Consider the following 25471-nt stretch of genomic DNA (forward strand, 5'->3'; position numbering starts at 1 on the left):
ATTGTTATCCTTGGATTTCTATTGTAATTTTTCCGTTTGTAACGAATGAGCAATCAACAACATAAATTGGCTCTTCTTTGTTCAGACGCTTAACAGATACTTCTTCTCCGTTTACCTTTACTTGTTTAACCCCTGATTCAGCAAGGAAACTAAACTCACCTGCTTCTTCCAAGGAAACAACCACTTTATCTTCAGTCGAATACTGTATCGCAAAGGTAGCAGGGGCAATATATTTTTCTAGTAAACCTAAAGGTTTTATCACATGATCCTTTGGAATAATTAAAAAGAAGGAATAGTCATTTCTTTCTTGAGTAAATTCGATTGTTTCATCATGATCGAGTACAGTTATTTTTTGATTGAAATAATCATAAACAAAATATTCCTTAGCACCAAATCCCTCTATATTTGCGGGAGAGACAGTTCCGTTAACAGCACTATGCGAAAGATTATAAACACCCAGTAAACCAATACTATTACTAGTATTCCAAACCTTTAATGGCACTAGCTCTTCTACTGGATTGATCATCAATGTATCAATTGTTGGCCGGCCCGGTTGATCACAGCGTAAAATACGTCCGTCATTTAAAATGAGCGGCCATAATACGGAAGCATCTGTCTCATCTACACGATCACTCGTATAAATTGGACCTCCACTAAGTGCTCTTAGTAATGCATGACGGTTTGCATCTTTGTGAACCGTCCAAAACATATCCCAATCTCCCCAGTAAATTTCGCCTTGATAGAAGGAATTGTAAACATTTTGCAAGGCGTGTTCCGCGAATCCGTTTTCATCTTCCGGAACAAAGTCATCACTGCTTCTAGCCACAGAAGAAATTGGACGGTTCCATATATTCTCAGATGCCATTCCCATGCAATTAATTACACAATGATTAAAGTGAATCCCCACAGATGCTTCTAACGCCTTATGTGTTTCTACCGAAGCTTCTCCGATCGACCTTTGACCCATTAAAAAGTTGTTGATCGCACTTTGACCATCAACTTTGACGAAATCAATTCCTTGTTGATGTAAATAAGAATGCCAGGCATCCCAAAACGCAAATCCTTTTCCCTTCTCAGGATAAGGAATCAACTTATCACTAGTTGTCTTTAATAGGTATGGTGCCATTTCATTTGCCAACGAACTATCAAGATGAATTCCACCCCAATATCCGGCAAGTGTATGCCATACGCCGACTGAATCAACGGAATATTCATTTCTTAGTTTATTGGTTAGTGGCTTAAAACCATTTGGAAATTTCTCCTTATTAGGTTCAAATCCTCCTAACCGTCCCTCTTTCATTTGTGACCAGCCATCATCAATCATGATCCATTTAACAGGAAGTTGTTTTTGTTTAAACTCTTCTGCTTTACTTAAAATCCCCTCTTCATTCACCTGTTGATAAAAAGCATCCCAGCTGCACCAGCCCAGATAATCTAAACGTTCGGGATATTGCTTTTCCTCTATCAGCCGCGTATTTCCACTTATTTCTAGTAACCGGTTAGTTGTAAGCTTTGCAAGCTCAAATGGATTCTCACCTTTACCTAATACAAAAACAGGTGTTTCACATTTCGTTCGTCCGCCATCAAAAGAAGAAACCAACAATTGAAGGCCCTGTTCCTCTCCTTCAATATCCGTTTTATAAACAGAACCGACAACAGGAAGTAAGTAATAATAATCATGTTGATTGTTCCATAATAAGGATTGTGTTCTAGGTGGCAGAGTTGATACATCTGTATTAAAATGAGGACGTGTCCACCAATCTTTATGACGGTAGGAGGCAAACAATCCATTCACTTCTCCCAGATCCTTTATCTTAACGATGACTCCATTTTCACTTCTTAAGCTATCATTTCTTCCAAACAATCGTTCATTATGAACAACCACATCTATATATGCATGGAGAAAATGTTCATAGCAGTGAAGAATAAACGAGAGGTCCACCTTTTCATCATATTTGTAGCTATATTTATATTTCGAATAAGTTCCTAAAGTATCTGTTTTCTCTTCAACATCCATCCCGGTAAAGTTCAACGGCACTTTCCCGATTTGGTCTAGCTGAACCTCAAAGCTCACATCACTCATGATTTTACTTTTATGAAAAACAAATGGTTTGTCTTCTTGTACCTTAGACATAGAGATCCTCCTTTTGTAAGGTTGCAGGTTTTAGATCTAACTGATAAAGTTCAATTAAATTATTTCGTAACACACGATTGGCAAAGTCACATGCATCATATTCCGTCATATCGCCATTGTCCACTTTTGATGCTAGCACTTCCGATAACACCTTTTTGGCAAGCTTCAAATGGGCATAAGTTCCTTCAACTTGACTATAGTCTCCTCCAAAACCAAGAATTTTCGACTGAGGGACCATTTCAATCATTTGTGTTAACATCTGTTTTGTTGCTGTAGGGGACAGAATGTAACACCATGTTAAATCCGCATAGGCATTTGGGAAATTTTTCACTAAGGATAAATACTCATTATAAAAAGGATAGCCACCATGTAATAAAACAAATTTAGCTTTCTTGTATTCTAGTAAAAGCGGAACCAAATCTGTCACCTTTGAATTTGTGACAAAATTCCCATTAGATGAAACGCTTGGCTCCTGGTGTCCCGTATGAATTTGGATAGGAACATTACATTCAATTGAACGCTGGATAATTCGGTGGATAATAAAATCTTGCAGGCGCTTCGCTTCTTCCTGTGATACTGATTCACATAAATGACTTGTTTTAAGTTTGTTAAAAACTGTAGCCGCCTCACCGAATGTTGGTTTTTCCACGGCTAATGTCCGCCAGTATGCCACACCAATTTTTGTCGCTACCATCCCTTCATCTACATAGCGCTTTAAGATGGTATCTACTGCATCAAGATAATCTTCAAACTCGTATATATCTGTGCCAGCTTCCCGTTCAACAGACTCAATATCCTTTAATGATCTTACCTTTACCAGGTGATCCGTCCACATCACAGGTCTAAAAAATTCAACGTCTACTTTTGTTGTGAAAATAAGGGTGAAAGCTAGATCAATTTTTGATTTTTCCGTTAGTATTTTTCTGTAGAGATCAGGATCCTGTGACGCCTTTTTCACACGTTCATTAAGTGCACATATCCCTTCAACCGTCCAATCATCCATATCATATAGGTCTTCAACCGCCCAACGCACCATTTGAGCATAGGTCGTATTTTTGACACGATCCCAATAATAAAGGAATTCCTTTGCTTTTTCGTGCTCAGTCATCTTATTTTTGTTTCGGTCAAAAAAGGATGGATTCATCCCAGCCGTAATCAAATCAGAGCTTACATAATGCAATAAATCAAAGAAATCAGCATTCATTTTACTTCGATCTTTTTGAGGAATTAAATGTTCATGTCCGTCGATAACCCTTAAATTGTCTATGTGCTTAGCTATTGTATCCACTGTTGTCCATACTCCTTTAGTAACAGACGACTGCCAAAAATAAGCAGCCGTCCTAGGATTTATCTATTATTTAGTATCAATTTCCGGATAGCCATTTTTCACAGAAGCTTTGAAGTCTTTTAAGGCATCTTTATAGCTTTCACCACTATCGATTGCCTCAGCTGCTGCCTCATACCATAATTGTGATATAGCTTGGTTATCACCTGTTGCTTTATGTGGAGGAATACTCTTTACAAGTTCATAATAAGCTTCTAAAATCTTTTGATCACCAAAGATTTCTGATGTAAATGCACCCTGATTTTTTTCATAAACAGCCGCGAGAGCAGGCATGTTTCCTGTTTCTTCAAGGTTGTATTGCTGCCATTCTTCACTTGCAATAAATTTAATGAATTCATAAGCTAACTCTTTGTTTTCAGAGCCTTCATAGATCGAACGGTATGTTCCACCTTCATAATATCCACTTGGTGTTTGGGCAAGACCGTATTTACCCTTTGCTGCTCCACCTTCGTTATCAACCATGAAGCTGGCCCATGCCGGGTTTGCAAACATGATGACACCCCCCTCATTTAAGGCGTCACCCCATCCACCTGAGAAGAAACCAAGCTTTGCGTCAACACCTTCTTCTCTGATTGATTTCATGCTATTAAAAATCTCTTCCCATGCAGGATCGACATTTAACTTACCGTCCTTATCCCACATTTCCGGATTGGATTTTTCTACGTTATACACATCACTAAAGTGTGAAACTAGATGTACTTCACCATTACTTTCTTTTTCTACTTTCTTACCTAATTCGACAACCTTATCCCATGAACTAACCATTTCAGACACTTTAGCAGGGTCATCTGTTCCAAGATATTCCTTCGCTAAATCTCTGTGATACCAGAATGCACCTGGTGAAGAGTGATCTGAAATCGCACGAACTGATCCGTCTTCAGCCACTCCAAGCTCTTTCACATAAGGAATATAATCTTTCACTAAATCATCTGCACCCATTTCAGATAAATTCGCTACAAAAGGCTGGTTAATAAATTTACCCATATAACCTCTTTCAAGGTCAAAAATATCAGGTACATCTGTTTTTGTATTAATGGCGTTCATTAATTTTGTTTGATATTGATCCCCAGGGAAAACACTAACCTTCACTTTTACGTTTGGATATTTTTCTTCAAATTTTTCTGCCATTTGTTCCACTTGGCCGAAAAATGTCCAAATCGTTAATTCACCTTCAAAATCTTCCGGATTCTTTGGTTCACCATTTGCAGTTGCACCATTATCAGAGCTACTATTCGTTTTTGTTTCATCTGCACCAGAACAAGCCGCGAGCAAACCTAATACTAGTCCTAACACGAATACCAAATTCAATAATTTAAAACGTTTCAAGATGAATCCCCCTTTAAATTGTTGTTTTTTAAGAAAAGCGCAAGCGCCTTGGTTAGCCTAGGGCAAATAAGACGCAAATGAATAGAAGACGTTCTTTGTCTTCAATTCATTTGTGGCTAGGCGCTGGAGCTGGCCACCAAAACTAAGTATAAGATTAATACTTACTGATTTTAGGACCTGCTACTCCCCCACCTCCCCAAAAAGAAAACGATTCACAAACTATTCCTTAACTGCACCCGCCATAACGTTTCCAATAATTTGCTTAGAGAAGATTGCGAACACAATTAAAATTGGAATGATAGAGATAACAATCCCGACATACTGTGCACCATAGTCCACATTAAATTGACTTCTTACACTCGCAATCATAACCGGCAGTGTTTGTAACTTATTATCAAATAGCAGGATCATAGGTTGTAAGAATTCATTCCATTTTCCAATGAAAAGAAAAATTCCTAACGTTGCTAAGGAAGGTCCCATAAGAGGAAGCGCTATCCGGTGAAAGATGGTAATTTCACTACTTCCATCAATCCTTGCCGCTTCAACAATTTCCTTTGGAACAGAATTATCTGCTACTTGTTTAAAGAAGAATAAAGCAAATGCATTACTAATCGATGGTAAAATAATTGGCCAATACGTGTTAATTAATCCCATCTCATTGACTAATCGGAAGAAACCGATAATCCCTAATTGACCCGGAACCATCATCGTACCCAGCACACAAGCAAATAGAAACGAGTTTCCTTTAAATTGATATTTTGAGAAACCATAACCGCTCATTGCTGAGAAATATAAGCCTATAAAAGTCGAGATTAATGTGATAAATAAGCTATTTGCAAAACCTCTCCAAATGGGAACAACTTCTACCAGCCGTTTATAGTTTTCTATGAATTTATCGCCAGGTGTCATCAATAGCTTTCTAGCAATCTCTGAGTTCGCATGGGTAGACGTAATGATCATACTGTAAAAAGGAATCAGACAGATTACGGCTGAAATGATAAGCATAATCCAAATAAGTGTAATAATGATTAAGCTGTTCCGCTTTTTCGCTTTTTGTTCCTTATCCGTTATAATAGAGGTCGAATTCATCTCCAATGTTTGCTTCACTTCTTACGCCTCCTTCTTTTTTCTCACACCAGGAATCAAAAATGTAATAACTGTTGCAATGGCGATAACTACAAATGCTCCATATGCAATCGTTGCTCCATATCCATAGTCGTAACGAACAAATGCTGCTTCATAAAGATTCATAATCATGGTGACAGTTGAGTTATCCGGACCCTTACCTAGCATTAATGGCGCATCAAAGATCTGCAGCCCGCCAATAACGGATGTGATTAATGTAAAGATAAGAACAGGTCTGATTAACGGAATGGTAATTTTAATCGCTGTTTGGAATTTTGACGCACCGTCAATTTCGGCTGCCTCATATAAATCCTGTGGAATCGCTTGCAAACCAGCCAAGAATACTAACATATTAAAACCAAAGTTTTGAAACATCATTGTTAGTGCGACAATGGCTCTTGATGTCCAAACATTGTTCATCCAATAAATCGGTTCATCAATAAGTCCAATCGACACTAAGAATTGATTGATGCTGCCTGTTTGCCAATCAAACATCAATGCAAACATAACCCCCAAGGTAATAGGTGTAATGATGTTTGGAAAATAAAAGATCGCGTGGAACAAGTGTCTTCCTCTGATAAACTTTTCATGTAACACAAGTGCAAGTGTTAAGGCAATCGTCAACTGAGGAATAATAGAAAAGATCCAAATCACAAGTGTATTCAATATAGATTTGAAAAAAAGCGTGTCGTGAATCAATCTTTCATAGTTTGCTAATCCGATAAATGTTGGTTCATTAAATCCTTCCCAGCTTGTGAAACTTAGGTAAAACGAATAAAGGATTGGACCAAGCCCAAAAACGATAAAGCTTATAAAAAACGGGGCAATAAAATAATATCCATATGGATTTTTATCTATTTTGCTCTTAAACATAAGGTAACCTCCTTCAATTTATAGGCCTCTGCATGATTGACGTACAACCAGATTAGGTTTGATAAGTACTCGATTTGATTGAGTTCCGATTTCTTCCCCATTCAATTTTTCTATTAAACCAATTGCTGCTTTTTCTCCCATTTCCACAAAAGGCTGTTTGACAGATGTTAATGGGGGATACACCCATTTAGCAACAGGAATGTCATCAAAACCGACAATGGAGATATCTGACGGAACCCTGTAACCTAATTCATTTGCACAAAGAAGTGCACCAATGGCCATTTCATCGTTGGAAGCAATGACAGCGGTAATTTCATTCATATCAAGTAATTCCTTCATCGCTTTATGTCCACCGGATTCAGACCAATCAGAAGCAATGATCCATGATGGATTTTGCTTAATTCCTAAATCCTTAAGAGCACCTTCATATCCTTTTCTTCGCCAATGGGTGGCGGAAAACTCATCCGGACCCGTTATATAGCCAATTTTTTCATGTCCTAATCGATGAAGATAGCGAACAACTTCACAAATACCTAGTTCATTGTCAACATCTACCGAAAAGATAGTATCGTTTGAATTGGTATCCCCGATAAGTACTACTGGAGTCATTAACTCTTCTATCCTTTTGATAAGCTCGTTGGAGCGTTTTAAAAAGCTTATAAGAATCAACCCATCCACCTGTCTTTCCTGCGCCAGGTCCATAAACCCAAATTCCCCTTGATAGTTTGATGTTCTACTATAGTAAGTACACTGATAACCGTTTAGGTTCGCAACATTTTCTATCCCTCTATAAATACCGGAATAAAAATTGTTCGCGATATCATCCACCACAATACCAATGCTCTGTGTATGATTTTTCACTAATCTCCTTGCATTCACATTCGGATGATAGTTAAGGCTTTGAATAGCTAATTTCAGTGCCTCTTCTGTTTCTTTTTTGACTGTATAGCCATTTAAAAACCGCGAAACTGTGCTCTTTGAAGTGTTTGCAATTCTCGCAACATCATTAATGGTCGGATTCACCATTTCCCAGTCCTCCAAACTATTAGTAAACGCTTTCTTCAAATTCTAGTAAAACCGTTCCCAAAATTCTATACTTGTATTTTAACCTATTAAACTTATATAGGCAATGGATTTTTATTAAATCAGTCAAGAAAACAACATATTTTTGTTTACTTACCACATAAAACCCACAAAAATAACTAAACCCTAAATAGGATTTAGTTATTTTGTAGGATGTTTTGTCTGGATTTCAGGTGTTTTACCATTAATTCTAAAGAGAAACTTCATTCTAATAGCTTTTCTATTTGAGATTTTAATCAAAGTGTTCACTCAAATCTATTATCCTAACCCTTTTTGTTGGAGCGTTTTCACTTCGAATTTGACAACTTGATATTTCTTTACATTTCCCACTCTAGCAAATTAGTTTCCATGACTGGTTTTGAAGTATCCTTTGGAATTCTAAATGTTTTAATTTCACAAGGCTGAAAGCTCGCTGTAATAATACGATCCCACTTAGGTAATCGAATCGTTGCTTCTGTTGCCACTCTATTTGTTTCGTAGCAGCGAATAATGATATCATCGTTATCCTCTGCCTGTTTCATTGCACTAATGATAACATTATCCTGTTCAATAGCGACGTAGGAATCTTTCTGTGGCAATGAACCTTTATGGTACGTTTCAATTAATGCAACCGGACGCTGGTTTAAAACAGCTGCATGCTTCACGGTTTGTGCCTCTTCCCAGCTATCTTCATGTGGTAATAAAGTATATCGGAATTGTTGAATTCCTTGATCAATAAAAGAATAGTGTCCATCCGGATCTGGAATGAGTGGATCATGATGCGCATAGATTGGACTTCTTAACACAGTAAGGCTTAAGACATTTCCTTCCACATCATAGCTGTACTTTGCATCATTGGCAATACTTAGGCCATACCGACCACCTGTTTCTTTCACTGTTCCGGAAACATCAATCCAAGCCTGTCCAACCTGCTCTTCTCCGTTTGCTTCACGAATGATGTGACCATAAGGAATTTCATAGGTTGCTTTTCTATGCACGACATTGACCGGATATTTTAATTTCAGAACTTTAAACTTTTCTCTCCAATCAACTGTTACATTCACATCAATATGATCTAAATCCTTATACATCGCAAATTCCTGGACCAGTTTTGATGTGCCATATTCACTAATTACACGAATAACTGATTTGATTGGACCGTGCTCAATTCGCTTAATGCTTGTCGCTTTGAATTCCCCTGCTACATCATTGTAACGAACAACATCATGTGACCATGTATCACTTGTATCATGAATCACAACCGGTTTTGCAGCATCTCCTGTAAACACTTCATATTGCTTTTGTTTGTCGTAAAGACTCGTAATAAACCCGCTATTCGGATCAAACTCTAATCGAAAGCGATTATTCTCTAAACTATAATCATTTGCTTTGATTGGTTCAACTTGCTTTGGTTTTGAATTAGAAACAACTTTATATACTCTGTATCCCATAGCTGGAAGCTTTGCAATAAAACTCAAACGATTTCTGCCGTTTGCTGTCGCTTGAGATTGTACGACTTGAACAGGAACTTCCTGCCCCGTTTCATCTGTTAATATTTGATCTTCCTTAAAGCGTTTAAACTCCACCTCAACATTTGTCTCAACATCCCAAGAATGCGGATTAAACACAACAATTGGAAGCATATCTTCGTCTTGTTCGATTTGAATATTCCATGCAAGAGATTGAACAGCATAGTTAAGACCGCGTTCTGCAATCGTCATCGCCTCTCCATGCATGTTCCGTGCATCCTCATAAGCATCCTCAATGCTTGTTCCAGCTAAAATATCGTGAAATTGATTGAACATGACATTTTTCCATGCTTGTTTAAAATCTTCTGGATATGGTTGACCTGTAGTTGCTTCAGCGATAACAGACAATTTTTCCGCCTTAGCCAGCATGTTCTCTGCTTCTCTGTTCCATTTTTTTATACCAGAATGAACGGAGTAACAGCCTTTCGCATGATTTTGTAAATCATGGTGTACGGTTGGAAGAGCTATATCCTTTTTCTTTACATCCGCAAAAAACTGATTTGGTGAACTAAAAACTAAATTCGGCAGATCTTCTTCTTTGTTTAATCGTTTAAGGCTTTCAATATTTTCCTTTGTTGGTCCGCCACCATGGTTACCGACTCCATAAAAACTCATTAATTCATTAACAGGTTCTTTTAATTCTGTTGAACATCTGCGAACATGATTTTCTAAATCTTGTCCCCATGTTGTATATTCAAAAGGAATTTGGAATGTCATCACTCGTGAACCGTCATCAGATTCCCACCAGAATAAACGGCCTGGCAAACCTTTTTCATGTGGTCCCGGACGCATGAACACATAATGATCCATCCCGCTTTTTTGAAGAATCTGCGGAAGCATTCCTGAATGGCCAAAGCTATCGACGTTGTACCCAACCGTCGCGGTCACACCAAACTTTTCTTTAAAATAATGCTGACCATATAATCCTTGTCTTACAAATGATTCGCCACTCGGGATATTGCAATCAGGCTGCAGCCACCACCCGCCGCAAATGATCCATCTACCTTCTTGAATTTTCTCTTTGATTTCTTCAAACATGTTTGGATCGTTTTTCTCCACCCACTCATACATAACAGCAGAACTTGATGTAAATACAAAATCCTCATACTCATTCAAGCGGTCTAACGCCGAACGGAAGGTTGCTTTTGTTTCCTGGAATCCTTCCTGCCATTGCCATAACCATACTGGATCTAAGTGTGCATTCCCGATCATGTGTAGTGTTTTTTCTTTCATTGTTCTTCCTCCCCGTAGAGTAAAATGTATTTTTACATATCCAATTTCATAATTACTGGAACCGAATTAATGTTTTTTGATATATGTGAACAAATCCTGTTTAAAAGAGCTTCCAATTCCTCATTTGTTTACAGCTTCACGTGCATTTATTGTCACTTATCCAGAACGGTTAGTTTCATCACATTTTCGATTGATAAATCCGCTTTTTTAAGAAAAACTATAAATTTATAAAACCATCGGATTTAGAACCTGCACCCTTACCTTTCTGTGCCTTTTCCAAAGCAAGTAGTGCTACGGAAAAGCTTGCATAGTCTCCAATTTTTTCGCCCAGCCCTGTTGGCGTTATTTCACAGACTGATACGGATAATGGAATCGCTTCTTTGGCTATCTCCTCAAGAACAACCGGTTCAAGGATTTCCTGCTGTCTTCCGTAGATGCTGCCGATGACAATTTTTTCAGGATTTAATATATCGATTAACGTGGAAAGAGCTCTTCCTAAACGGAAACCGACAATCGAAAATACTTCTTGAGCAAGTGAATCACCTGCTTGGGCTGCTTCTCCAACTTTTTTTGCGGTGATATCCTTTCGTGACTCAAGGTCTTCACAATATCCCGGTGGATTCCCTTGCTGGATCGCTACCTCTGCCATTTGAGCAGCAAGTCTTGCGATTCCTCCTCCACTACAAAAGCCTTCAAATGAACCAGCCTTCCCAAAACCAACAGGCCCACCTTCTGCTAAACGGATATGTCCTACTTCACCGGCCAGATCATTTGTGCCAGAATACAATTGCCCATTTAAAATCAGACCAGCCCCCATTCCTGTGCCGAATGTAAGAAAGATCATGTTTTCTGTACCCTTGCCGGCACCCCATCTCCACTCTGCCATTGCACCCGCATTGGCATCATTTTGCAGAGCAACAGGAATGCAATATTGTTCTTCTAGCATTCTTACAATCTCTATATGTTCCCATCCTGGTAAATTTGGCGGCGATAGTACGACACCCCTTTTACTATCTAATGGACCGCCGCAACTGATCCCAATCGAAGCAAGCTCACTTATTTGATGTGATTTTATAAGGTCATCTAATGTATCTGTCATTTTTTTGATTGCTTTATCCGGAGTTTCTGGAGTAGGAAATTGAACTCTTTCCACTGTTTCAATGCCATCTCCTTCTACTCTTCCCAGCAGGACTGCACATTTTGTTCCACCAATATCTAATCCAGCTACAATCGTCATGATTCGAAAAACTCCTTTTCAAGCATAATACAAAGCGTATGGTAGATTGGCAGATGTCTTTCCTGAATATCTACTGTCTCATCCCATGGCACACAAATGGAAACATCAGAGATTTCCTTTAATTCTCCGCCGCTCTTACCTGTTAAGCTAATTGTCTTCATTCCCAATGCCTTTGCTACTTTAAAAGCTTTGGTCACATTTGTTGAGTTACCAGAGGTGCTTAACCCTATTAAGACATCCTGTTCATTCCCATAGCCATAGACCTGCTGGGCAAAGACCATATCAGCGGCTACATCATTAACAAATGCTGTCATTAATGCAGTTTGACTGACGAGTGATATCGCTGGTAATGCTTGCTGAAGGTGTTTGGAAAGGTATTCTCCCTCAGACGGATCGATTTCAAGCAATCTCTGTCTATATTCTGAATCGACAGGACGCTTTAATGTGAATCCTTTCATCAACTCACCAACAATGTGCTCACAGTCTGAAGCGCTTCCACCATTACCGCATAGAAGTACCTTTCCGTTATGACGGTAGCTTGATACTAAAGTTTTAAATGCCATTTCTATGTCTTGTCTGCATGAAGAAAGTTCTGGATACTTCGTTACTAATTTTTCCATTTCATGGTTCATTAGGATCTGCTCCTTTCTGATCGGTTACTCTACTACAACTGTTTCCTTGTCATTACATTGCTGCAATTGATCAAACGCTTGTTTAATAAATGTCTCATCACCGAAGCTGCCTGATTTCAACACAAATAAGTAGGACGGTTGAGTGTGGGATATACAAGATGGCAGGCCTGGCTGAATTTCCTCCCAAACTCGCATCCCACTAATCCCCAAAGCCTTGCAGACTGTAGCAGATGTGTCACCACCTGCAATGACAAACCGATGTTGACCTGTTTGTGAAATGACCTCTGAGGTAATAGCCGCAATCGTGGAAGAGATAAATCGGGACACTTCAGTATTGCTCCAATTCAGCTTTGCGGCTGTTTCCTTTGTTTCTCTTACTTTATCTTTTGTATTAGAAGAATGAAGAACAACATCTTTGCCCTCATTGATTCTTTTGACAATTTCTCTTATTAAAGGATCCAATTGATTCGTTACACCATGTTGTATTAAAGATAAAGTGTCCAGTTCAACCACATAGCTCCCGGCGTTCTTCATATATTCCACTTGTTGAAAGGTTTGCGGCATTAAGCTTCCTGCTGCACAAAACAATCCTTTTTCAGGCATAAGCTTTGGCAGGGAAAGTGTATTTTGTTTTGTCACCTGTTTGCTTTTCACCTTTGGGAGCTCCTCTGCCAATGCAGAGCTTCCACAAATGATTTTTTCATCTTTTACTGCTTTGGCAATTTCATATAAATCTTCCTGATCAGCAACATCTAAAATAAGATAATGAGCCTGCTTGTTCTCTCTTACTTTATGAATCTCTTGCTTAATGACCTCAGAGCCTTGTTTAATGATATCCCGTTTAATCCCTAACACCGCTCTCTTTGTTTGGGCTTGTAAGATCTCCACTACATTTGATTTTGTCATTGGATGAATGGGATCATTTTTAAACTGAGATTTTTCCAATTTTTCTCCGTACACGTAATGGACAGAATCAATCGTTGTTCTTCCGTTTTTAGGAAAGCCTAAGACGACAATCGCAAAATCCTCATCAAGAGCATCCAACATCGCATCAAATTCCGCGCCAATATTCCCTCTAAAAACGGAGCATGTTTTATTAATAAACTGAACAGCACCCACTTGTTGAATCTCTTTTGTGGCCCGGTATACCTTTTGATAAGCAGTTGTTGCTTGATCCAGCCTTGAGTCAGTATCAAAGATTAATACATCCGGGTAATTTTCAGGCAACTGATCACGCACAAAGGAATGCCAGCTATAGATGTCAGCAATATATCCTGATTTACTAAACATAACGCCTATATCATTAGATCCCGTAATATCGTCTGCTATCACACCTATCATCGAAGATCCCACTTTCTTCTTGTTTTATATCCCGAAGAGTCAAGGAAATCAGTCACGACTTCTTTGGATAATGAATTCATGTTAACCGATGCCCCCATTGCTGTTACCATCATTTTGCACGTATATTCCAATGTCTGTAATGCCATTCGGGCTTCTTTGATACTTGTGTCATAAACAAGAACACCGTGATTTTCCAATAATAAAATGTTTGCCTTTTTCGCCTTTTCCCTGACTGCTTCTCCTAATTCCTTGGAGCCTGGATGATGATAGCCAACACGTTCTACTCTTTCCAGATAATACATCGACTCAACAAACCAGTCAGAAGGGATGTCCAAATTAGAACATGCCACTAACGTGCTGTAAAAAGGTGAGGCATGTAGGACTGCTTGTATTTCAGGTCTGCTCTCATAAATAGCAAGATGCATAGGAACTTCTTTAGACGGTTTCTTTTCACTTTGACTGTCTCTTCCGTCAAAGAAGCACTCAACAAAGTCATCAGCCGAAAGTTCGCCTAAATAGGTTCCACTAGCTGTAATGAGAAACTTTTCATCGGATGTCTTTGCACTAATATTTCCCGCATTTCCCCATGCAAGATGATGGTCCATCATATAACGCCCAACATGTCTTAATTGATTGTTTATTACCTGTGTCATCACCATTTTCTTCTTCACTCCATTGTGTTGACAAGGGGAGATGCTCCCTCCCCTTGTGCATCATTTTCACCTTATAACTCAAAGTCATTTGCACGGTTGGCACTAGTTAGAAAGTTAACAATTTTATCAGTAACTGTCTTTTGTACTGCTGCTTGCCCAACTTGTTTTTTATCACGATCTAATGCTTTACATTCCTGGTTTGTCATTCTTTCTTCTCTTCCAAGAGCACCTAGTAAACTTAATTCTAAATCTGTTGCGATATTTACTTTACTAATTCCACCGTTTGGTAGATTCATTGCCGCTTGGATCATCTCTGCCGGAACACCGGAACCACCATGTAGGACTAAATGTACAGGTGTTAACGAGCGAATGGCTTTTAGTCGTTCTAGGTCTACAGTTGGCGCTTTCACCTTGTACACACCATGTGCGGTTCCAACTGATACAGCCAAGGCATCTACATTTGTTTTCGTCACAAATACGAGTGCCTCATCCGGATCTGTATACAACTCCTCGTCATGATCTGTTTCAATAAAATCTGTTGTCCCAATCATGCCAAGCTCTGCTTCAACTGATACTCCTTTGGAATGTGCATATTCAGCAACCTCTGCACTGATGTCAATGTTTTTATCTAAAGGATGTTCAGAAGCATCAATCATAACAGAAGTAAACCCTGCTTCAATGGCATCCTTGATGACTTGAAGGTCCTTTGTATGATCTAAGTGCAAAACAGTTGGAACCGTAATGTTTTCATCTTTCATTGTTTGATAAAAAACTTCCCCAACCTCAAAAGGAGTGATTCCATATCTGTTCAGCTCCTTTTCAGATATCTGCACAATGATTGGTGACTTTGTTTGTTCACCAGCTCTTAAAATCGGAAGAATCATATCTGTATATCGAGGGGAAAAGGATCCGATCGCATATCTTCCCTTTTCTGCTTGTTCTAATGCCTTTTTCAGTGTGATAATATTTTTCTGCTTAACAACCTTCATTGAAATCTCTCCCATTGGTTTAGTATTCGATACCTACCATTCTTTTTGATAAAAGCTCCTCAATGGCTTTTGTAGAGGTAAGTATCCGTCTTCAAATAGTTTTCTATATTTTTGATGATTTTCTTCATTTGGGATGATTTCAACCCCTTTATCCCTAGAGAGGGTTCGTGCTATTTCTTTTTCATCTTTATAAATGCCACATCCCAGTCCTGCGATGATGGCTGCACCAAGTAACGTTGCTTCTTGAATTGAAGGAATCGTTAATGAACAATTAGAAACATCTGCCTTTATTTGCATCCAGTGATGATTTTTTGTACCACCGCCGGCAGCAAAAATCTTTGATATCTTGGCAATTCCATAGGATTCTACGGCTTGTTTCATGTGTTCAAATTCATATGCTGTTCCCTCTAAAAGTGCCCGGATAAGATCTCCCTTCCCATGTCTGGATGTTAAACCAATAAAAGCTCCTTTTGCGTTAGAATCTGCATAGGGAGATCCACTTCCGGCCAGATACGGGTAATACAAGATTCCTGTGGGATGCTTTGGTGTTTCATCCAATACTGCGACTATGTCTTCATAAGATAAAACATCTGTCGATAGAAGATCTCTTAACCATTCCACTGACCCTCCTGATGATTGAATCGCCCCCATCCAAAAGAAAGTATTTGGCAGGGCATGGCAACCAAAGTTTAAGCCTGATTCATAATCTTTTAAGGTTAAAGCCCTCTCATTGAAAGCACCAACTAATGTTTCCGCGGTACCAACTGAATCTGAGACAAACCCCGGCTTTACAGCCCCTACCGCTAAAGCCGCACAGATATGATCATGACCAGAAACAGCGACTGGTATCCCTTTTTTCAGACCGATCTTGTCAAAATCATCCGAAGCAATTTCGCCCACCTTTGTACCAGAAGGTCTTGCTTCAGGAAATAAAGATTCATGAAGACCAAAATGGCGAATCCATGGAACATCCCAAATCTTATGGTCAATCCGGAACGAAAAAGTTCGAGCTGCCAGGGTATAATCGGTCCCCATTTTACCTGTCAGCATATAGGCAATGAAGTCAGAAGTGGACAGCCATTTTGCTCCTCTTAATGCATCAGAGTTATGCTGCTTCAGCCATAATAACTTCGCTAATCCATGTTTGTAGTTATTTCGCAAACCCGTTTTTTGAAAATGCTCGAGTGGATTCACTTCCTTCTCTATTTGACTGGAAATTCTTTCAGTTCGACGGTCGAACCAAGGAATCACGTCTGAACGGAAGCTTCCAGTTTCTGAGTCAATTAATAATCCACTTTCTGCCATACTCGTAATCCCGATACAGGAAACGTTCTCATTTTGACTTGTTGTTACATGTTTGATCGCTTTTGTTACGATGTCCCATATTTCATCCGGTTTATAATAGAAATATCCTTGTTCATTTTGGTAGTTTTTATTTTGATAGATCGCAAGCTGAAGCAACTCTCCGTCTTGTTTAAAAAGCCCTGCTTTAACGTGTGTAGTACCGATATCAATCGCTAGTAAACTCATTTACTTTGACATTCCTTCCAAAGCTTCCTTGACCCTTTCCACACCTAACTTAGGGCTTGATAAAAATTTATGTTGCATTTCTTTTGGAAGAGTAGAAACAACCCGGGCCATGGATGCTTGTGCTAGTACAACCACGTCCGCCTTCTCTGCCACTTTAGTTAGAATGTCCACCAAAACTTGATCATGTCCTTCTTTATCTCCTGAAAGTAATCGTCTATATGCTTCTTCCGCCAAGTTCGATGTGAGCTCAACTTCACGATTTAGTTCAACACTTTTGTCTTTAAGTAACGTCACGGTAGGACCTAATGTAGTTGCTAATGTTGCGACTACACCAATCTTCCTGCCTGTTTGAATGGCTTTTTCAGCCATCGCTTCATCTATTCTTACTATTGGAATGTCAACCTGTTTTTGTCCTGTAGCTACAACTTCCCCTACAGAGGAACAAGCATTTAGGATGACACGTGCCCCTACTTGTTCTGCAAATTTATAATAGTGGATTAATCTACCTTCTACCTTACGAACATCTCCACCATTTTCATTAAGCTCAGGTAAAATCGAATCGTCTACGAAATTAACAATCTCACAACTGGGAACGGTTTCATTAATCAGTACTTTTAGCGGCTCAATTGTCACTGGAGTGGTGTGTACGACAGCAATTTTATTTTTCAAGATACCCTCTCCTTTACTGTAATAAGTACAACAGTTGGTGTGTTGTGGTTTTATGAACACTTTTGTTGATTTTATTATCAGTGAAAACGTTCCATCAGTCAACCGTTTTCTTGATAATAAGTAGCTATTTTCAGTTAGAACATAGGAAGATTATGATATTCACAGAACTTGCATTTATAAACTAATTCCTATAAACTTAGTTTGTTTTCGTGTATTATAGTGGTATTAGTTGGTTTAATTGTTTAAAAAGGCGGTTTTTCATCAGAAAAATCCACTCAAAATAAATATCTACTAGTAGAAATAGCGAGGTGTTATCCATGATTGCTGCAGAAAGAAGAAACATGATTAAGGATTTATTAATCAAAAATAAAAGTGTTAAAGTATCTGATTTAGTAAAACAATTCGATGTTTCCGAAGAGACCATTCGCAGAGATTTAAACCAATTGGAAAAGGAAGGGATCGTAGAGAAAAACTATGGTGGTGCTATCTTAGTTGACAGAAAAACGCCTCATCCAACGGTCTTACCTCTCCAAGAACGACAACAGCAATTTGCGAAAGAGAAAGAATTAATAGGAAGAAAAGCGGCCGAATTAATTGAAGAAGGGCAAACCATCATCCTTGATGCAGGAACAACAACATGGCATGTAGCCACAGGTTTAGCTGAAAAAGGACCCTTAACTATCATCACTAATGCCATGAATATCGCTGAACAATGTACAACAAATGAAGCTGCCTCAATCTATTTATTAGGCGGAAAACTAAGAAGAAATTCATTAAGTACAGTAGGGCCACAGGCTGAAGGAGAACTAAAAAAGTATAACGCGAATTACGCTTTCTTAGGTACTTCTGGCATTTCTTTAAGACACGGTTTTACCAGCTCTGATTTATACGAAGCTGAGATGAAAAAGGCAATGGTCTTAGCAAGTCACAAACGAGTTGTACTGGCTGATCATAGTAAACTGCAAAAAGCAGGACTTACGTCGTTTTGTACATTTCAAGATGTCGATATCTTTATTACAAGTGATCTTGCCGATAAACAAGTGTTGGACGATATCGCGAAAAGCGGTGTGGAAGTCATTATTGTTTCGACAAGTGATGAATAGAAAGAAAAAGGGCCTCAATTGTTGCGGCCCTTTAATTGTTGGGGGACTTTGGCCCTCTCCGAGTTAATCAATACGTTAATTCCTTTGCCTGTCCCGTTACCTCAAAAACATAAGTCAAAACATCCATACCTGTTAATTCTAAACTTCTTTGATCCGGCTGACTTCCTCCAATATACACTTCAAATTTCCCTGGCTCGAGAATTCGTTTTCCTTCATCATTAATTAGTGCCATGTCCCTTGGATCGAGCGTGAGGGTAATTTCTTTTTCCTCTCCTGCAGCAAGAATTACCTTTTTGAAGCCTTTTAACTGTCTTATAGGAATGTCTATTGATGCCTCTACATCTTTCACATACATTTGCACTACTTCTTCCCCATCTTTTTCACCTGTGTTTTTTACTTTTAATGTAAACGAAATTGACTCACCTGCGTTAATTGACACTTTGCTTTCTGATGTTTTTTCATAAGAAAACGAAGTGTAGCTTAAGCCATAACCAAATGGATATAAGGCATCTTTTTTAAAGTAACGATAGGTTCTGTTTTTCATTGAATAGTCCCTAAAATCCGGCAGGTCTTCTGTGCTTTTGTAAAAAGTAACAGGAAGCTTTCCTGATGGGTTGTGTTCACCAAATAATACCGACGCAATAGCTCTTCCACCTTGGGCACCAGGATACCAAGCCTGAATAATGGAAGGAATATGCTGATCGGCCCAGTTCAATGCCATCGCACTTCCGGATAAATGAACTAAAATAACTGGTTTCCCAGTTGCGTATACAGCTTCCAGTAATTCCTGTTGAAGCCCAGGTAAATCAAGGTTTTGTTTATCACCACTACCAAAGGTATTCGATTCATGCATTTCTTCCCCTTCAATTGTCGCATCAAGTCCTAAACACATAACAACAACATCGGAACGCTCCGCAGCAGATATCGCTTCGACAAATCGGTCTTTCGGTTGATCTAGCGCGCTCTTTTTCTTGTTATATAGTTCACAGCCTTCTGCGTAATAAACTCTCGCTTTCCCTTTTGTTGCTTCACGAATTCCTTCTAAAACTGTGACATATTCGGATGCCGTTCCTTCATAATTTCCAACCAGCGCTGCCCTGCTGTCTGCATTCGGTCCGATTACAGCAATATTTTTCATTTTTTCTTTATTTAACGGCAGAGTTTGATTGCTGTTTTTTAAGAGGACTAAGCTATTCTTCGATACTTCCAATGCAACTTGATTGTGCTCCGGGCTATCATTCACTTCATACGGTATAGAAGCATATGGTACTTTTCCCTGATCATCAAACATCCCTAATTTCATTCGAGTCATCATCAATCTTGTTACAGCCTTATCAATTGTTTCTTCTGTAATTTTTCCTTCTTCATAGGCCTCGACTAAATATTTATACATGGAACCACAATTTAAGTCACAGCCATTATTCAGTGCATAAGCTGCTGATTCCAACTTTGAACTTGTTACTCCATGACTTTCATGGAAATCCACAATTGCCCAGCAATCCGAAACAACATGTCCTTGAAAGCCCCAGTCTTTTCTTAAAATTTGTTCTAATAAAGTCTGACTGCCGCAACATGGTTCACCATTCACACGATTGTATGCCCCCATAATTGATTCTACCTGCCCCTCTTTCACACAATCTCTGAAAGCAGGAAGGTATGTTTCATATAAATCCTTCAGATTTACTTCCGCATTGAAGGAATGCCTTTCATCTTCTGGACCACTATGGACTGCATAATGCTTTGCACAGGCTGCTGCTTTCATATATTTCGGATCGTCTCCCTGCAGGCCTTTAATATATGCAACACCGAGTCTTCCAGTTAAATACGGATCTTCTCCATATGTTTCATGACCACGTCCCCATCTAGGATCTCTAAAAATATTAATATTTGGCGCCCAAAATGTGAGACCTTTATAAATGCCACGATCATTTTTACGGGCAAATTCATGATGCTTCGCCCTTCCTTCTGTCGCGATTACATCAGCCACTTTATTAATTAGTTGGTCATCAAATGTCGCTGCCATACCGATCGCCTGCGGAAACATCGTCGAAACACCTGCACGTGCAACACCATGCAAACTTTCATTCCACCAATTATAGCTAGGGATTCCGAGTCTTGGAATTGCACAAGACTTGTGAATCATTTGGGAAGCCTTTTCCCTTATCGTCATTCTGGAAACAAGGTCTTTTGCCCGTTCCTCAAAGCTTAAGTGTTCATTTTTATATGCTGGTACTTGTTCCATTAGGTTCATCCCCTTTTAGGTTTGATTCCATTTTAGTTAAAACAAGTACTTTTTCACATAAACAATTCTGCTAATATTATGAATTATATCCTTAAAACTACTCATTTTATGTAATATAATAACCATATACAATTCTGCTAGAAGCTGGTGATAACATGGAAACAGAGCTTATCCTTTGTGAATATTCTTACCATACAGAAAGAAAGCATTTTAACTGGAAAAATGGATTGGAAAACTATTTTATCCGTCTTCAGACGGAGGGGCATTGTGTGGCAAAGGTCAACCATCAAACGAAGGAGCTTGCACCTGGGGATTTGCTGTTATGTAAACCCGGGGATTCTTGTGAGTTAATCATTGATGAATATGGAAAAAATCAAGATAATTCAACTATTTGTAGCGGGGATTATTTTATTATTTGCAGAGGGTCATGGTTAGATGAATGGTGGGAAAGAACGGAAAGACCAACGATTAAACAGCTCAATGACTCTGAGAGACTGCTGGTTCTTTGGAAGGAAATGATCCGGGAAAAGCATCGTATATATGAAAAAAATCAAGAGTTTTTAGATTATTTAATGCGCTCACTTTGTTTATCGATTGATATGTCTATTCGTGACTCAGGCCTTTCTCAATCGAACCTCCCCCAACCTGTGCGCATAATGAAAAGCTATATAGAGGAAAATGCAAACAAATCCATTAAAGTGGAGGACGTGGCGAATCACGTAGGCTTCAGCTCTTCCCGCGCATCCCATCTTTTTAAAGAAAAATTCGGTAAGACCATAATCGAATACGCTATCGACATCCGGCTCAACACCGCCATAAAATTAATCAAATACAGTGACATGACTCTAGAACAAATCGCTGAACTATCAGGTTTCGGCAGCTACACATACTTCCACAGAGTCTTCAAAAAACGACACGGCGTTTCCCCGACAGAATGGAACAGGGGGACAGGTACATCGTCCCTGTCCCCCTAACCTAGAGGTTCATATAAACTTCAATCGTGTCCCTTGACAAGAGTTGAACAAGGGACCTGTCCCTCGATTCGCGTATCTCAATCAGAACTGGACCAAGGGACCTGTCCCTCTGTCCCTACCCCGCAAATTCCACAGCCTGACGAAGAGCTTCGATTAAGCTTTTTTCGTCAGCGATTCCTTTGCCGGCAATGTCGAAGGCTGTGCCGTGGTCGACGCTTGTGCGGATGATTGGTAAGCCGACTGTGATGTTGACGCCTGCGTCTAAGCCTAGTACTTTTACTGGTCCGTGTCCTTGGTCGTGGTACATGGCAACCACGACGTCGAAGTCTCCACGAACGGTACGGAAGAATAATGTGTCTGCAGGTAGTGGACCTACTACATCGATTCCTTCACCTTGTGCTTTTTCTACACCTGGAACAACTTTTTCGTCTTCTTCTCCGTAACCGAATAAGCCATTTTCCCCTGCGTGTGGATTGATTCCGCAAACAGCGATTTTCGGTGACTCGATACCTGATTTTTTCAGTGTATCATGCGCAAGTTTGATGACATGGTAGACACGCTCTGGGTTAATCATTTTCACTGCATCAATGATTCCAACATGTGTTGTCACGTGAATGACCTTTAAATTCGGTGCTGACAGCATCATTGAGAAGTCTTCAGTACCTGTTAAATCTGCAAGAATTTCTGTGTGGCCAGGGTATTTATGGCCACCTTTGTGTAAAGCTTCTTTATTTAATGGCGCTGTACAAATCGCATTGATTTTGTTTTCTTTTGCTAATTCGATTGCTTTTGCTAAATATTCAAAGGCCGCATGACCTGCTTCTGGTGACACTTGACCAATTGGCAGATTGGCATCTAATAGATTTAAATCTAAGCAATAAACTGTACCGAAGTTATATGGTAGGTTTTCAATAAGGTCAGCTGTTACAGACTCAATGATTAGCTCACTATTTACAAAACTCTTTGCTCTTTCAAGAATTTTACTGTCACCGATTACTAGCGGTCTGCTTATATTATATATTTCTTCATTCGCTAAGCTTTTTAGAATTATTTCCGGGCCAACACCTGCTGCGTCACCCATTGTAATGCCAACGATTGGTTTTACTTGATTCATGCTCTCACCCTTCTTTTGTTTGCCATGTATTTGACTACATTGACTAATGATTGTTCATGCCCAAATCCACCAGCTTTTGTGACTGCCCAATAGCTGCGATCCTCACTTCTTAAGCGACCGAACGGAAGACCTGGTTCTACTTCAGAATAAAGTTCCATTTCTGAAATTTCTAATTCCGAGCAGACTGCCTTTGCCGTATCTCCACCTGTCAGAACCAAACCTTGAATAGAGGCGCAATTTTCTAAAAGACCTTTCGCAATCTGTCCCAGCCCTCTTGATATGGCTTCACTTACTTCCGTTAAATTTAAACCAAGTGCTTGGCCTGCTTCCTTCGCAGAAACACGGTTTTCCTCAGAAGCCTCTACATATAAAACATAATGTTCGTATTCTGAATGTTGGGTTAGTTGATCCATATAGTGGTCTATTTTAAACGTATTTTTTACTAATGTAGCAGGATCTACTTCCATAAAGAATGAATTTTGCAGAGATTCTATTTTGCACAGCTGCTCTCTCGTTACTTGAGATAAGCTGCCCGAAACAATTAACGTCTTTTCAATTTTGATTTCTTCCTGATTTTCTTCATTAGAATGTGTTAATTGAAGTGCATCAGGTAAGTATTCAATTAATCCAGCTGAGCCTGCCCAGACTGTTTTCTTGTTCAAGCTTGAAAAAATGCCGCAAATTCTTTGTAGATCTTCTTCTGTTTCACTATCACACACAAACCATGTTACCCCTTGATCGAGGATAGTCGTAATGATTTGGTTTATTTCTTCTATAGATTGTCCCAGCATACGTTTATCAACTAAGGCAATTTTACGATCTTGATATTGCGTTAATAATTCCGGTATAAACGCTTCTGTTACCGGTGTTTTCGGATCCTTTGAAAATTCCGTATCCGTAATTAACACACCATTTACATAATGATTTCCATCAATTGTCTGACGCTTCATTTTTGGAAAAGCAGGCGCAATCACGACAACTTCCGGCTGATACACCTGTTCAACAGCTGATAATTCAGCTGCAATATTTCCTCTTAAAGTTGAATCAACCTTTTTATACACATGTTGATAGCCTTCCTTTTGAAGGAATAAAGCAGCTTGGTAAGCCGCTTTATATGCTTCTTTTTGCTTCTTCGCTCGACTATCTGTATCCACGATTAACACATCCGGATTTGTCGCTAATGTTGATGTTTCATAATCAAACACAACCGTTGATGACAGATGTTTTTTTGCTAATTGTACACCTGAATCGTTCGCACCTGTTAAATCATCAGATATTATGCCAATTCTTTTCTCCACTCTAATCACACCCTTAGACGTTTGCTTCTTTTACGTCTTCTTGTTGTTCAAATTTATAGCCTTTTTTCTCTAATCGTTTTACCAGGAACCCAACATAAATCGGTAGTAAGATAGCTGTTGTCACCACTGAAGCTGCAACCTGTACTGTCGCAATATCAACAACTGATGCAAAGCTCGCGTTTGCCGCTGCGATCGCAGCCGGTGTCGCTACTGCGTTTCCTGCTGTTGATCCTTCCGCAGCTCCAACGATCGGATTCCATTTTAATGCCTTAAATACGAAATAACCTGCAGAACCTGTCACAAATACTGTTAATAGTCCAAGGATGATTCCCGATAATCCACCTTCAAGGATTGCTCCAAAATCAATTCCCATCCCTAATGCAAATGCGAAGAATGGAATTAACATTGAGCTACCTTTATCTAAGAATGTACGCATGTCTTCATCAAGGTTACCTAATACCATACCAACTAAAATCGGCAGTAACACTGATATAAATGAAGTTAATGAGAACATACCATCAACAAAGCCCATAGCTCCGAAAATAGATAGCGCAATCATTGTTAAGAAAGGACCATCATTAAGTGCTAAAAGTGAATATGCCGCACGATCTTCTTTACTTCCGTACTGACCAACTAACGCAACGAATAATCCGCCATTACTATTTGTCATGGCTGCGATAACAGCGATTGGCGCTAAACCTAACCATAATCCATTATCACCAGCCAATAAGTAAGCGATTAATCCAAATACTGCACCTACTGCCCATTTTGTTGCTAAAAGTGTTGCCCCTTTACCAACTGACACACCAAAGGATTTCACGTTAATTTGTGCACCTGTACACAATAGGAAAAGTGCAATCAATGTACTCGCACCGTCTACAAATAGTGCTTGAGTAAAGTTACCAATACGTAATAAGTCCGGGAAAAATGTATTTATTAATGCTGCAATTAGCAACGGCACAACCATCATACCGCCAGGAATTCGATCTAAAGTTGCTTTTATCTTCATAATTGTAACACTCCTTTTATAATCGTTTCAATATTAAACACTAAATATATTTA

At 39.2% G+C, this 25471-nt stretch carries 20 protein-coding genes; 2 read left to right on the plus strand and 18 right to left on the minus strand.

All coding sequences use genetic code 11. From position 1 onward, the window contains the following. Positions 1-4 precede the first annotated feature (4 nt). The 14 genes from BK577_RS04750 to BK577_RS04815 all read right to left on the minus strand — a co-directional run bounded on the left by BK577_RS04750 (position 5) and on the right by BK577_RS04815 (position 17678). Positions 5-2134, minus strand: coding sequence for a Sip1-related alpha-galactosidase (locus BK577_RS04750; RefSeq protein ID WP_078431890.1), 2130 nt, complete (start codon positions 2132-2134; stop codon positions 5-7). Continuing rightward, on the minus strand, positions 2127-3422 hold the full coding sequence (locus BK577_RS04755) for an amidohydrolase family protein (RefSeq protein WP_078431891.1): 1296 nt from the start codon (positions 3420-3422) through the stop codon (positions 2127-2129). The genes BK577_RS04750 and BK577_RS04755 overlap by 8 nt, the downstream gene beginning before the upstream one ends. A gap of 66 nt (positions 3423-3488) precedes the next feature. Then, a complete protein-coding gene (locus BK577_RS04760; protein WP_078431892.1) occupies positions 3489-4805 on the minus strand; it encodes an ABC transporter substrate-binding protein in 1317 nt (438 codons plus the stop codon). 219 nt (positions 4806-5024) lie between these two features. Beyond that, complete coding sequence (locus BK577_RS04765; RefSeq protein WP_218970488.1) at positions 5025-5912, minus strand: carbohydrate ABC transporter permease; 888 nt, start codon at positions 5910-5912, stop codon at positions 5025-5027. Positions 5913-5915: 3 nt separating this feature from the next. Next, positions 5916-6803, minus strand: coding sequence for a carbohydrate ABC transporter permease (locus tag BK577_RS04770; protein WP_078431893.1), 888 nt, complete (start codon positions 6801-6803; stop codon positions 5916-5918). Positions 6804-6821: 18 nt separating this feature from the next. Next, a complete protein-coding gene (locus BK577_RS04775; protein ID WP_078431894.1) occupies positions 6822-7829 on the minus strand; it encodes a LacI family DNA-binding transcriptional regulator in 1008 nt (335 codons plus the stop codon). Positions 7830-8203: 374 nt separating this feature from the next. Continuing rightward, on the minus strand, positions 8204-10627 hold the full coding sequence (locus tag BK577_RS04780; RefSeq protein ID WP_078431895.1) for an alpha-mannosidase: 2424 nt from the start codon (positions 10625-10627) through the stop codon (positions 8204-8206). Between the two features lie 217 nt (positions 10628-10844). Next, positions 10845-11864, minus strand: coding sequence for an ROK family protein (locus BK577_RS04785; protein ID WP_078431896.1), 1020 nt, complete (start codon positions 11862-11864; stop codon positions 10845-10847). Then, positions 11861-12496: a D-sedoheptulose-7-phosphate isomerase gene (locus BK577_RS04790; RefSeq protein WP_078431897.1), complete on the minus strand. Its 636-nt coding sequence runs from the start codon at positions 12494-12496 to the stop codon at positions 11861-11863. Before BK577_RS04790 ends, BK577_RS04785 begins: the two co-directional genes overlap by 4 nt. Positions 12497-12520: 24 nt before the next feature. Next, positions 12521-13837 (minus strand): four-carbon acid sugar kinase family protein, encoded by a 1317-nt coding sequence (locus tag BK577_RS04795; protein ID WP_078431898.1) that lies wholly within the window; start codon positions 13835-13837, stop codon positions 12521-12523. Next, a complete protein-coding gene (locus BK577_RS04800; RefSeq protein WP_078431899.1) occupies positions 13834-14496 on the minus strand; it encodes a class II aldolase/adducin family protein in 663 nt (220 codons plus the stop codon). Before BK577_RS04800 ends, BK577_RS04795 begins: the two co-directional genes overlap by 4 nt. 65 nt (positions 14497-14561) lie before the next feature. Beyond that, a complete protein-coding gene (locus tag BK577_RS04805; protein ID WP_078431900.1) occupies positions 14562-15479 on the minus strand; it encodes a class II fructose-bisphosphate aldolase in 918 nt (305 codons plus the stop codon). Between the two features lie 33 nt (positions 15480-15512). Next, complete coding sequence (locus tag BK577_RS04810) at positions 15513-17009, minus strand: FGGY-family carbohydrate kinase (RefSeq protein WP_078431901.1); 1497 nt, start codon at positions 17007-17009, stop codon at positions 15513-15515. Continuing rightward, entirely contained in the window at positions 17010-17678 is a 669-nt protein-coding gene (locus tag BK577_RS04815; RefSeq protein ID WP_078431902.1) for an aspartate/glutamate racemase family protein, read from the minus strand. A 317-nt stretch (positions 17679-17995) separates the two neighbouring features. On the opposite strand from BK577_RS04815, the gene BK577_RS04820 reads away from it, so the two are divergent. After that, a complete protein-coding gene (locus tag BK577_RS04820; protein WP_078431903.1) occupies positions 17996-18781 on the plus strand; it encodes a DeoR/GlpR family DNA-binding transcription regulator in 786 nt (261 codons plus the stop codon). Between the two features lie 67 nt (positions 18782-18848). Here the strand turns inward: BK577_RS04820 and BK577_RS04825 are convergent, their stop codons facing one another. After that, on the minus strand, positions 18849-21023 hold the full coding sequence (locus tag BK577_RS04825) for a glycoside hydrolase family 3 C-terminal domain-containing protein (RefSeq protein ID WP_078431904.1): 2175 nt from the start codon (positions 21021-21023) through the stop codon (positions 18849-18851). Between the two features lie 155 nt (positions 21024-21178). On the opposite strand from BK577_RS04825, the gene BK577_RS04830 reads away from it, so the two are divergent. Next, positions 21179-21997: an AraC family transcriptional regulator gene (locus BK577_RS04830; protein WP_078431905.1), complete on the plus strand. Its 819-nt coding sequence runs from the start codon at positions 21179-21181 to the stop codon at positions 21995-21997. A gap of 115 nt (positions 21998-22112) precedes the next feature. Here the strand turns inward: BK577_RS04830 and pdxA are convergent, their stop codons facing one another. The 3 genes from pdxA to BK577_RS04845 are packed head-to-tail and all read right to left on the minus strand — an operon-like array spanning position 22113 to position 25418. Beyond that, positions 22113-23111, minus strand: coding sequence for a 4-hydroxythreonine-4-phosphate dehydrogenase PdxA (pdxA, locus tag BK577_RS04835; RefSeq protein ID WP_078431906.1), 999 nt, complete (start codon positions 23109-23111; stop codon positions 22113-22115). Continuing rightward, a complete protein-coding gene (locus tag BK577_RS04840) occupies positions 23108-24409 on the minus strand; it encodes a four-carbon acid sugar kinase family protein (protein WP_078431907.1) in 1302 nt (433 codons plus the stop codon). The genes pdxA and BK577_RS04840 overlap by 4 nt, the downstream gene beginning before the upstream one ends. Before the next feature lie 13 nt (positions 24410-24422). Then, positions 24423-25418: a 2-keto-3-deoxygluconate permease gene (locus tag BK577_RS04845; RefSeq protein ID WP_078431908.1), complete on the minus strand. Its 996-nt coding sequence runs from the start codon at positions 25416-25418 to the stop codon at positions 24423-24425. Between the last annotated feature and the right edge of the window lie 53 nt (positions 25419-25471).

Source organism: Metabacillus halosaccharovorans (genome assembly GCF_002019635.1).
GTDB classification, from domain to species: domain Bacteria; phylum Bacillota; class Bacilli; order Bacillales; family Bacillaceae; genus Metabacillus; species Metabacillus halosaccharovorans.